Genomic DNA, 11,643 nt, shown 5'->3' with positions numbered 1-11,643 from the left:
ATACAATACAGACAGCAGCTTCAATGTCCCATAGTTTCATCTATCTTCAGTGGATTAATAGGGCTATTTGCTTCGACACGCTTTCCTGATTTCAGCTTAATCATATGTTCTGAATCGGTTCCAGCGCTTGCCAATGCAGCACATTCACGAAAGGCAAAATGTTTGCAACCCTTACATTTCTGATCATCCAGATGCGTTAATGCATAATTGATGGCTTCACCCGTGTGCTCAAACATATGATCAGGACTAATCCGTTCTATCAAGCCTGTTTTCTTCAGCATCTCCAATGGTTGTGCCTGAATACCTGAAAGTAAAACCGTTCCCCTAAATCTCTCCATATGTTTTACAACATGAGCCAGATTGGATTCACCTGTCGTATCCATAAAGGGTACCTTACCCATGCGCAACAGCAAAATACCCGGTCGCCGTTGAATCGCATCCATGACCGACTTCTCAAACCTATCTGCTGCACCAAAGAATAACGGCCCTTCAATCGTATACAAGTTTATCTGTGGACAATCATGTCCTTCGCGAACCATGTAGTCCATGACTTTCTCATGTTTATGATTGGGATCAGGAAGCACTTTGGCAACCTTCAACATCTCACTCATCCGTTTAACAAATAAAAGGACAGCCATAATCAAGCCAACCTCTACAGCCGTCGTTAAACTTGTAAATACGGTCAATAAAAAGGTAATGAGCAGAACGAGCGAATCACTCGTTTTGGTTTTCATTACATGCATGAACGATCTCCGTTCACTCATATTCCAGGCAACCATCATCAGAACTGGAGCCATACTGGCAAGTGGAATGTGGGAAGCATATGGTGCGAACAGAACAATTACCAGTAGGACTACTACGCCATGAATAACTCCAGACAATGGTGACACAGCTCCAGATTTAATATTCGTCGCTGTACGTGCAATCGCTCCTGTTGCAGGAATACCACCAAATAATGGCGTCACCATATTAGCAATCCCCTGCCCAATAAGCTCCCGATTGCTGTTATGTCGACTTCCGGTCATACCATCGGCAACAACAGCAGACAACAACGATTCGATTCCGCCCAACATGGCGATGACAAAAGCGGGTTGCAGCAAGTTCACGATTCGCTCCCAAGTAATCTCAGGCACATGAAATTGAGGCAAAGAGCTTGATATCGCACCAAAGGACGATCCAATCGTAGTCACCTGTCCTTCAAAAAACAATGCTGCGACTACAGTCGATAGAATCAGACCTACCAGTGACGCAGGCACCTTTGGCGCAAATCTAGGCACAAGCAGAATAACAGCCAGACAACTGCCTGCTGTCAGCAGACTATATATATTAACGGTTGAAATATGCGTTCCGATTTCTTTCATATTGGACCAAAAATCTTCATGTTTCTCAATCCCATGTAGTCCTAGAAAATTAGCAATCTGCCCACTGAAAATAATGACGGCAATCCCCGCCGTAAATCCAATGGTTACGGGTCGTGGGATAAACTTGATTAACGCCCCAAGCTTAAACAGCCCCATTAGTACAAGCATCACTCCGGCCATGATTCCGGCAATCAATAAATTCTCATACCCATATTGCATCACAATGGCGAAGAGGATGGGAATGAAAGCCCCTGTCGGCCCGCCAATCTGGAACTTGGATCCGCCTAGCAAGGAAATAAGAATCCCTGCGATCACAGTTGTATACAAACCATACTCCGGTTTAACTCCGGAAGCGATAGCAAACGCCATACCGAGTGGAATAGCAATGATACCTACAATTAATCCCGATAACATATCCTTTCGAAAAGAAGATCCATTATACCCTGCATATCTCCCCATCCATTTCATCTGGCTTAACCTTCTTTTCTTCATATATTTGAATATTTGAATATAACAAAAAGACTACGCCCCTGTGAGCATGCTGTCAATCGTACTGCTCACACCTGAGACATTGATTACATGCAGAAAAACAAGAAGTTCCCGAACTTACTTCAACTTCAGGTTCCTCTTGTTTAAGACGTGTCTGAAAACTTGCCCTAACACGTTTATGTTTCTTTGCGGATATCTTCCAACATCGAAATGGCATCCACCAAATGATTGTCAAAAATCTGTTTGGCAACCTCCAGTAAGTCTTTGATCAAAGGATCCCGCAGAGAGTATATGACCGTAGTCCCCTCTTTCAGACCCTGCACAACATTTTTACTACGTAATACAGCCAGCTGTTGGGAAACGGCGGAGCCTTCTGATCCCAGGATACTTTGCAGCTCGTTAACATTCTTCGCTCCTTCGCTCAGCAACTCCAGAATTTGAATTCGCATAGGATGAGCTAAAGCTTTGAAAAAGTCCGATTTAAACTGTTGTATGCTCTGATTCATACGTTATACCCCTTCATTCAAACTTTTGAATATACAAAGATCATAACATAGATATGATCATAAGTTTCACTATACAAATAACACAAAATGAACAAGGTAAAAGCTGCCGCCTGTATAATACAGACAGCAGCTTCAACGAATTTCCTATTTTTTTATGTTCCTATCTCTATAAGTTGAACTACAGAATAGCAACATTCTAATTTTACTTACCTGATGGCTGTACTTCTGCTGTGTAGCCTGTTGGAATGTCTGTTTCAGCAGTTACATTCGTAATAACCATTGGATACATCATGTCAGGATCAGGCTGAACAATGGTGTAGAGCACGATCGCACGTCCATCCTTCTCCAGCTTCACATCATCAATCTTCAAGCCATAACCAGGATGCGGCATTTCAGCCGTCAGCTTAACTTTCGTCGTTTTATCATCAACCTTCGTCGTTGTCACGCTTGGTACGATTCCTTGTTGACCCTGATCCGGATCGGTTGGAGCAGGTTCAGACGAACCACCATTCCCATGCGAATCCACAAATTCAAGTGCATTGAAGATCATGCTTGCAGCCTCCATACGGGTAAGCGACTGATCTGGACGGAAATTACCGTCCTTATCCAGTTCAATGATGTTCATATTCAGCAGATTCTGGATCGCAGATTTGGCGTCCTTACCAATTTTATCTTCGTCATTCACAAGATTATACTTCATGATCACTGGATAGTTGCCCGTTGTGTTAATACCTTCGTGGAGTAAAATGACAAATTGTTCACGCGTCATCTCCCCTTGCGGATTCAACTCCACCGGAATGGACAGACCATTCTGCGTTGCAGCCTGTACAGCATCAGCATACCATGTGTCTGGACTAATTTTATTTTGAGCTGCGGAAGCAGCAGCATATTCATTTTTCAAACCAAATGCCTTCACAATTAACTGCACACCTTGTGGCTCTGACAACGCCTGATCTGGACGGAATAGATCTGAGGTCACACCGTTCACAATGCCTTTGGATTTCAACGTATCTACCACTGTTTTTTGTCCTTCATCCTTCACATCTGAAAAAGCGAGTACCGAAGCACCTCCTGCCGTTAATGACACGCATAGTGCAAGCGTTGCCGCCAATCCTTTTTTATGTTTCATGCCTTGGCACCTCCTATGATTAGTAAAGCCTATTTTTTACCTGTTCAATCCTACAGACGGGATACTGTTCAAAAATGTTTCACCAAATCGACTTTAGGATGAATAATGAGAGACACACAACGTTCCTTGATCCTTTCCATATTCGTTTTATATCCGTTCTATTTCGCCCCATTTTCCTGCGTCCATGCTTACTTGCTTTGTTGACATCCGTACGGAATAGAGCAAAAATAAGTATAGAGAAATTCATTGAATGACGGATAAATTACAAACTAGATTGCATACAGTAAGAGGGCACGGCGCGCTAATCTCAGGTGTCGGCCCTTTTGCTGACTTCGCTTCCGAAGACACTTCTTATTTGAACAAAGGAGAACCTATCTTATGTCCAAGACAGGATTATTACGAGGCTATGTGGTTGCCAACTGGCCTGTATATCTGGTCGCGATCCTTCTAATCATTGCCTCCAATGTAGGTCAGGCATCTTTGCCCCGAATTCTGGGCAGCTTCACGGATCAGTTAATGCAACATAAAATTCAGATGGACACCGTCGTTCAGTACAGCCTCTCCTTACTGGCTATTGCCATCGCTTATAATTTACTGTTTGGTACAGGACAATTCATGATTATGAAGCTTGGCCGTCGGTTTGAATTCATGACACGTGAGCGAATATTCAGCAAATTTTCCGAACTGAGCGAGCACTATTTTTCGAAACAAGGTAATGGCAAGCTGCTCAGCTATGTAATGAACGACGTCACATCAGTACGTGAAGCCATCTCCAACGGTGTGACATTGATGACAAATGCAACATTCCTGTTGTTGTCCTGCATTGTCATGATGCTGCTCAGTGGAATTCCTTTGAGCTTAATTCTGATCAGTGTAATTCCGTTATTAGCCATCCCATTTCTGGTCGTATTTTTTGGTCCGCGCATTCGAAAGCGCTCCCGCGACGTGCAAGAGGCTCTGGCGAATATGACCGAAGCTGCCGAAGAACAGCTGGGTGGCATCCGGGTTACCAAAACATTTGCGATTGAAGACGTTGCTCAGGAGCGATTTGGCACAACCGTTGATGCAATCAAAGCAAAACAATTGCGCTTAGTACGCCTGTCGTCTCTATTCCAGGCTCTACTTCCGCTACTCGGTGCCATTTCACTCGTTGTATCACTGCTCGTTGGCGGCATACTAACGATGCAGAATTCCATCACGCTCGGTAGTTTTGTAGCGCTGACATTATATTTACGTATTATTATGGGGCCGCTGCAGCAGATCGGTAATGTTATTAATACCGTGCAACGCTCTGGAGCTTCACTGGAGAGAGTCAATGATCTGCTCCTAGAAGTACCAGATGTACGGGAACGTTCAGGGGCTCAGCCGCTTGATAAGGTAAGCGATATCTCTATTGACCATCTGACTTTTACGTACCCAGGAAGTTCTTCTCCTTCGCTCCGTAATATTCGACTGAATATTCGTACAGGTCGTACGGTTGGCATCGTAGGCAGAACTGGTTCAGGCAAGAGCACCTTGGTCAAGTTGTTACTTCGTACATACGAACCACCAGAGGGCACGATTCGCATGAATGGTACAGATATTCGTGCTTTATCACTGGAGAGCCTGAGATCCCGCATTGCCTATGTTCCGCAAGATGGATTCTTATTCAGCACCACCATTCGAGACAATATTGCCTTCAGCGACCGTAATGCGTCGCTCGGTACCGTTGAACACAGCGCGAAGCAAGCGATGATCTACGATAATATCACACGTTTCCCAGACCGCTTTGATACTTTACTCGGCGAGCGCGGACTTACCCTATCTGGTGGACAGCGCCAACGTACCAGCTTGGCTCGGGGATTAATTAAGAAAGCCGAGTTGCTCATTTTGGACGACAGCATGAGTGCTGTGGATGCCGTTACTGAAAGTGGCATTTTGCGAAGTCTACGTGAGATCGGTAAAGGCAAAACAACTTTGATTATTTCACATCGGATCAGCGCGGTCCGTCATGCAGATGATATCATTGTGCTTGACCAGGGGCGTATCGCAGAACAAGGCACCCACTCCCAGTTGATGGCAGCGAATGGGTTATATGCCGCAACGTATCGTTTGCAGGAGGAGGGATTACATCTTGAGTGACCATAAACCTGATGCAGATATAACAACTACAACAACCACAACAACAACGGAACCAGATCAGAGTAAGCGCACTTCCTTCAAAGCCATGATGGCATATGCCAAACCGCATAGACTTACCTTTTTGGGAATCTTTTTGTGCTCACTACTCGGCATTTCTGCTGACTTACTTCAGCCTTATTTAGTCAAAATTGCGATCGATGACCATCTTGCGATAGGTCAAACAAGTGTTGCCTTTCTGGTTCAACTCGCAGCCATTTATTTAGGCTTAGCTGTCATCAGCTTTGTTTTTACTTATGTACAAAATAATCTATTGCAACATGTTGGCCAGAATATCGTCTCTCGTATTCGCAAAGACCTATTCCGGCATATTTCCAAAATGTCGATGTCATTTTTTGATCGGTTTCATATTGGCAGCCTGGTTACGAATGTCTCCAGCGATACGGAAACGATCAGCAGTTTCTTCACGCAAGTGCTGCTCAGTCTGATTCGGGATGGCATGATGCTCGTTCTCATTATCTTTTTCATGTTTCAACTAGACCCGGTACTAGCAGGGTATTCACTCATTGTGTTACCGATTATCGCTATAGTTGCCGTATTATTTCGAAGCAGACTACGAAAAGCTTATCAGAACGCACGCACACGTCTCTCTCGTCTGATTGCGTTTACCGCTGAGAACTTGTCCGGCATGTTCCTCATTCAAGCTTTTCATCAGGAGGAAGAACAGAAGAAACGGTTCTCGGAAAAAAATCAGGATCACCTGCAAGCCAACATTACTCAGGCTCGTTCCAATGTCATTTTCAACCGTACATTTGATATTCTGGGCAATGCCGCACTGGTCATGATGGTTTGGTTAGGAGGTCGGGCAGTCCTTGGCGAGTCATTACAGGTAGGTGTACTCTACGCCTTTATCAGCTACATCCGCCAGTTCTTTCAGCCGATCAACCAGATTACGATGCAATGGAACACGTTCCAATCTACTACGGTATCCATGGATCGCATCTGGAAAATTCTAAGCACCCGTCCTGAAGTCGCGGATCCCATGCCCCAAGATGCACATACACTTGAGCCACAGCATGTGATGGGTCAAGTTGATTTTAACGATGTATCGTTCGGATACCAACCAGATCGTCCACTGATAGCGCATCTGAATCTGCATCTGTATCCTGGAGAAATGGTCGGCATTGTAGGGACAACGGGAGCAGGCAAAAGCACACTGATCTCTCTACTGAATCGCTTCTATGATGTTCAGGCAGGTCGTATTGAAATCGATGGTACAGATATCCGGCGAATCCCCCAAGCCAATCTTCATCGAATCGTTGGCTTAATTCAGCAGGAGCCCTTTCTATTCTCGGGAACGATTATCGATAATGTACGAATGTTCCGCGAGGATATTTCGCGGGAAAAAGCAATTGAAGCCTGCCGTTTTGTCGGAGCAGCAGCGATGATTGAGCGTTTGCCTGATGGATACGATACACGTCTATCTGAACGAGGCAGCGGATTGTCAGCTGGACAGCGACAGCTCATATCGTTTGCAAGGATTGTGGTATTCGAGCCTCGCGTGCTCATCTTGGATGAAGCAACGGCTAATCTAGACTCCCATACCGAGCAACTGGTACAGCAAGCCCTGGAAACTGTATCTCAAGGACGAACAACGATTGTCATTGCACACCGACTCTCCACTGTCATGCATGCTGACCGGATTCTCGTCATGGAGAATGGCGAGATTGTCGAGGAAGGATCACATCAAGAACTTATCGCCGCCAAAGGCGTATATGCTGACTTGTATAAACATGCTCGAGAAGCTGGAGAGAATAACGCCGCCTCGGGATAAACGAATATGAAATATGCCGCCTGCCTCGCAGAGCGGCATATTTCGTTATATGATGGTCATAAAGGAGGATGAATTGAACATGGAATCAGAATCAACAGTACTAACTTCGAATATACAGCACATTCGATACCGACGATTCACAGCTCTCTGGAAGGGAACACTGTGTCTGCTGTTTATAATCCTGTGCATTCTACTGTTATGGTTTATATATGATGGGCTATCTGGCAAACTGGAAACATTATATTACTCGATCGCAGCCGTTCTGGGCATATGGTTCATCGGCCCGTTATGCCTGATGTTTGGAGCTCGATTCGTCAAGCAGCCGCCTGTGTTACTGTCTTGGAATGATGAAGCCATCCTGTGCGGTAAACGTAATATCCGTTGGGAACAAATTCGCAAAATTGAATTGTCCTCGTATCACTTTAGCAAGTGGATCTTGTCGTCTTCACCAATGATTGTCCTATTCCTAAATGACGGCACACGGCACCACATTGCAACGGATCATTTGCTTAGCAAAAAGGAACGAGATGAAGCAATCAACCTGCTTCAGCAAACATTGCGTAATAAGCATCCACGGGAGGATGGATATACGTCATCGTTATGACCTGCTCACCGCGTACAGCTGACTGGACGCGGTGCTCTGCTTCACAACAAGGATAGTCACCACAGCTTCATTTCTCCACACGAATGGACAAGCTCATCTTATAGTTTCCATAGTGTAAAAGTTCCTCAAGTAATTGGTTCAGTTGTTCTGTCGTTCCGGTGCGAACCCGCATCAGGTAACAGCCTTCTCCGCTAATACGATGCACTTCAACGATATCTTCACGCGAAGCAATAAACGTCCGAAAAGCAGCGTGCCGATCACCCGAATTCATGAATACGGTAACAAATGCCTGAAGCCCGAGGCCAAGACGTTCTGGGTTCCATTTTACTGTATACCCTTCTATCACGCCCAGATCCTGCAACTTGCGCACTCTTGCACCTACGGCCTGTCCAGTCAGGTGAACGTCTTCTCCGATTTCTTTGTGAGAACGCTTGGCGTCCTGAATAAGAATCTGTAAAATACGCAGATCTGTGTCATCTATCGTTTCATTCATCCGGCTGTTACAATCCTTTCAACTTGAAATGAGTTCGATCTATTTCCGTTCATCATGTTATGTACGACGTTAATCGGGTTGTATAACATATAGGATAATACTATTCAACAACCCGAAGGAGTGCAAATATAATGAAATTTCAATTGATCCGCAATGCTACGCTGTGGCTGGAATATGGAGGTCTGAACATTCTAGTTGATCCGATGTTGATGGATGCTGAATCCATGCCTGGATTTCCGAACACCCCAAATGAGTTGCGCAACCCGAGAGTGAGCCTGCCAGAAACCGAAACAGATTACCTCAACCCTGATCTGTTGATTGTCACTCACACCCATCCAGATCATTGGGATGAAGCTGCCGCGAAGCATCTCCGCAAAGATATCCCGCTGTTATGCCAGCCTGGAGATGAGCATGTGTTTACCAATGCGGGGTTCACCGACGTAACGGCTGTGGAAGATAAACATGAGCATCATTCGGTACGATTCGCTCGCACCTCTGGTCACCATGGTACGGGTGAGATTGGTAAACGTATGGGCAACGTATCCGGCTTCGTTCTGGAAGCAGACGGTGAACCCGTCACGTATATTGCCGGTGATACGATCTGGTGCGAGGAGCCTGCTGAGGCAATTCATCAGTATACTCCAGACGTTATTGTTGTGAATGCTGGGGGTGCACGCTTCAATGAGGGGGATCCCATTACGATGGACGAGCATGACGTTGTTGCTGTGAAACAACATGCACCTGCTGCTCATGTAATCGCAGTGCATATGGATGCCATTAACCATTGCGTAGTATCCCGCGCTGATCTCGCCAACCATCTGGCATCCGAGCAGTTGGATGGTCAGGTACTCATCCCGCTTGACGGTGAGAGTTTTGAGGTTTGAGGTTTGAGGTTTGAGGTAACGAACTCAGGACACGCTATTGGGCGGTTGTGAGCTAATCTAAAATTCTAACGAATCCTACGCACGTTATTCCTGCTCTAAGCACACTTTTCGTGGAATTTATCCACCTTTTTTGCCAGAATAGCGTGTCTCAGATTCGTTTAAAATTCTACTTTGGTGCTAATGGGCACAATAACGTTGCCTAGGTTCGTTAGAACGTTAGCACTGGACTGTGTACCCCATTTTCAACGGACACCGTTTCTTTGCGTACTACCTTGTTTCCTTGATACCTACATGTTACCTACATGCAACCTTGCGGATTATCCCACCTTATCTTCCCAGCATTCGATAGCCTGACCTAACCTAATTGTTGTATATAACATGAAAAAAGCTGGGTGCGATAAATAACTCGCATCCAGCTTTTTGGATTCAAGGAAGACATTAACTCGTTGACGTCCCTCTTTACTTCCCTCTCGGTCGGGCATTTAACTTAAGTTAAACACAAGAATGATCGTGCCCAGTCCAGCTTATGTCTGTGCGCGCTTACTGATTTCTCATCAGTGTTACCTTTGGCCTTACTCATTTTCAATCAGTTTATTCTGTGTTCTTCATTGCAGTTTCAGTCTGTGTTCCTACAGAACTCTCAATCAATTTGTCTCTAGTCTTACTGGAGAACTCTACATCAATTGAGCCTACGCTCTTACTGAACTTTTAATCGGATAACGTTCCAAGACGCTTTGGCAAGACTTGCTGTAATCAACGTATCCGATACCTCTGCTCCCCCGCGGTTGTGCGGAACAACACGGTTCGGCTGTGCCGCTGTATTGGTCGCTTTGAGATCATCATTCTCAAGCACGATATGCTCGATCAAGCTGCACTTTCCGAAGCTGCGCAAGTCCACTTCAAGCGGCAAAGATTCTTCCAGATGACGGTTCACTGCAAATACGGTCACTTCTCCGCGCTCTTCGTTATGAACCGCAATCCCTTCCAGATAAGGAACATCCGTAATTTGTTTTGTGTCATATTTCGGAGATTGAATCAACGGCACCAACGCTGTTCCACGTCCGTATACGGAAGCATGCATGAATGGATAGAAGATGGTCTGTCTCCATGAACCACCGCCTGTATCTGTCATAATTGGCGCGATAACGTTAACGAGCTGTGCCAAACATGCCATTTTGACTCGATCCGCATGTTTGAGCATGCTGATGAGCATACAACCTACGAGAAGTGCATCCTCATGGTTATAAATATCCTCCAGTTGCGGCGGAGCAATCTGCCATGGATCCATTTTTGAATCATTTTCATGGGAGTGATACCATACATTCCACTCGTCAAAGGAGAGATACATCGTCTTCTTACTGCGTTTCTTCGCTTTGATATAATCACAAGTTGCCTTCACTGTGTCGATGAAACGATCCATTTCAAGCGAGCGTGCAAGGAATGTCGGCGTATCCTTCTCCTGATTGCCATAATATTGGTGAAGGGAAAGGTATTCGACGTGATCATACGTATGATCCAGCACCGTTGCTTCCCAATCCGGGAACGTTTGCATGTTCAAGCTAGAACTTCCGCAAGCCACCAACTCAATCGTTGGATCCGTCCACTTCATCACTTTGGCCGCCTCTACAGCAGCACGTCCGTATTCCTCAGCCGTTTTGTGACCAATCTGCCAAGGGCCGTCCATCTCGTTACCTAGACACCACGTTTTGATCGCATGCGGCTCTTTGTAACCATGCTTGATCCGAAGATCGCTATAATACGAACCTTCCGGATGGTTGCTGTACTCTACGATATTACGGGCAGCATCTGCTCCTCTTGTTCCCAGATTGACCGCCATCATCACTTCGGAATTCGCCTGCTTCGTCCAGTCTACGAATTCGTTGAAGCCAAATTCATTCGTCTCGATCGTTCTCCATGCCAATTCCAATCTACGCTTGCGCTCAGACACTGGCCCAACGGAATCTTCCCAATTGTAACCGGATACAAAATTACCCCCTGGATAACGTACAATCGGCACCTGCAGCTCTTTCACCATCTCCAGCACATCTGCACGGAAACCTTGCTCATTCGCTGAAGGATGTCCCGGCTCGTAAATCCCACCATATACAGCGCGTCCCAAGTGTTCAATAAAAGATCCGTACAAGCGCTTATCAACTTCACCAATTTTAAAATCTTTGTCTACTGTCATTTTCGCTTTTTCCATTGAGGTTAACACTCCTTAAGAT

Annotated in this window: 9 protein-coding genes; 4 read left to right on the top strand and 5 right to left on the bottom strand. The window is 45.5% G+C overall.

Translation table 11 applies throughout. The features are described from left to right. Positions 1–20 precede the first annotated feature (20 nt). The 3 genes from ASD24_RS07800 to ASD24_RS07790 all read right to left on the bottom strand — a co-directional run bounded on the left by ASD24_RS07800 (position 21) and on the right by ASD24_RS07790 (position 3,485). Positions 21–1,829 (bottom strand): SulP family inorganic anion transporter, encoded by a 1,809-nt coding sequence (locus ASD24_RS07800; protein ID WP_056694057.1) that lies wholly within the window; start codon positions 1,827–1,829, stop codon positions 21–23. A gap of 197 nt (positions 1,830–2,026) precedes the next feature. After that, positions 2,027–2,356, bottom strand: a complete 330-nt coding sequence (locus tag ASD24_RS07795; protein WP_056694052.1) for an ArsR/SmtB family transcription factor — start codon at positions 2,354–2,356, stop codon at positions 2,027–2,029. Between the two features lie 202 nt (positions 2,357–2,558). Further along, complete coding sequence (locus ASD24_RS07790; RefSeq protein WP_056694049.1) at positions 2,559–3,485, bottom strand: S-layer homology domain-containing protein; 927 nt, start codon at positions 3,483–3,485, stop codon at positions 2,559–2,561. A gap of 378 nt (positions 3,486–3,863) precedes the next feature. On the opposite strand from ASD24_RS07790, the gene ASD24_RS07785 reads away from it, so the two are divergent. The 3 genes from ASD24_RS07785 (at position 3,864) to ASD24_RS07775 (ending at position 8,041) form a co-directional block, all read left to right on the top strand. Then, positions 3,864–5,606: an ABC transporter ATP-binding protein gene (locus tag ASD24_RS07785; protein WP_056694046.1), complete on the top strand. Its 1,743-nt coding sequence runs from the start codon at positions 3,864–3,866 to the stop codon at positions 5,604–5,606. A gap of 85 nt (positions 5,607–5,691) precedes the next feature. Next, positions 5,692–7,437 carry an ABC transporter ATP-binding protein gene (locus ASD24_RS07780; RefSeq protein WP_235540461.1) on the top strand — a complete coding sequence of 582 codons (1,746 nt, stop codon included), beginning with the start codon at positions 5,692–5,694 and terminating at the stop codon, positions 7,435–7,437. Positions 7,438–7,516: 79 nt separating this feature from the next. Then, on the top strand, positions 7,517–8,041 hold the full coding sequence (locus ASD24_RS07775; protein WP_056694041.1) for a hypothetical protein: 525 nt from the start codon (positions 7,517–7,519) through the stop codon (positions 8,039–8,041). A 67-nt stretch (positions 8,042–8,108) separates the two neighbouring features. Here ASD24_RS07775 and ASD24_RS07770 read toward each other — a convergent pair whose 3' ends face one another. Continuing rightward, a complete protein-coding gene (locus ASD24_RS07770) occupies positions 8,109–8,534 on the bottom strand; it encodes an Lrp/AsnC family transcriptional regulator (RefSeq protein WP_056694038.1) in 426 nt (141 codons plus the stop codon). A 131-nt stretch (positions 8,535–8,665) separates the two neighbouring features. Here ASD24_RS07770 and ASD24_RS07765 point away from each other — a divergent pair, with 131 nt between their 5' ends. After that, positions 8,666–9,418 (top strand): MBL fold metallo-hydrolase, encoded by a 753-nt coding sequence (locus ASD24_RS07765; protein WP_056694036.1) that lies wholly within the window; start codon positions 8,666–8,668, stop codon positions 9,416–9,418. 697 nt (positions 9,419–10,115) lie between these two features. Here the strand turns inward: ASD24_RS07765 and arfA are convergent. Beyond that, complete coding sequence (gene arfA, locus ASD24_RS07760) at positions 10,116–11,621, bottom strand: arabinosylfuranosidase ArfA (protein WP_056694033.1); 1,506 nt, start codon at positions 11,619–11,621, stop codon at positions 10,116–10,118. Positions 11,622–11,643: the final 22 nt, after the last annotated feature.

Origin of the sequence: Paenibacillus sp. Root52, from assembly GCF_001426865.1 — a bacterium.
Lineage (GTDB): Bacteria > Bacillota > Bacilli > Paenibacillales > Paenibacillaceae > Paenibacillus.
The sequence above is the reverse complement of the archived record's forward strand: the minus strand, read 5'-3'. Positions and strand labels throughout refer to the sequence as shown.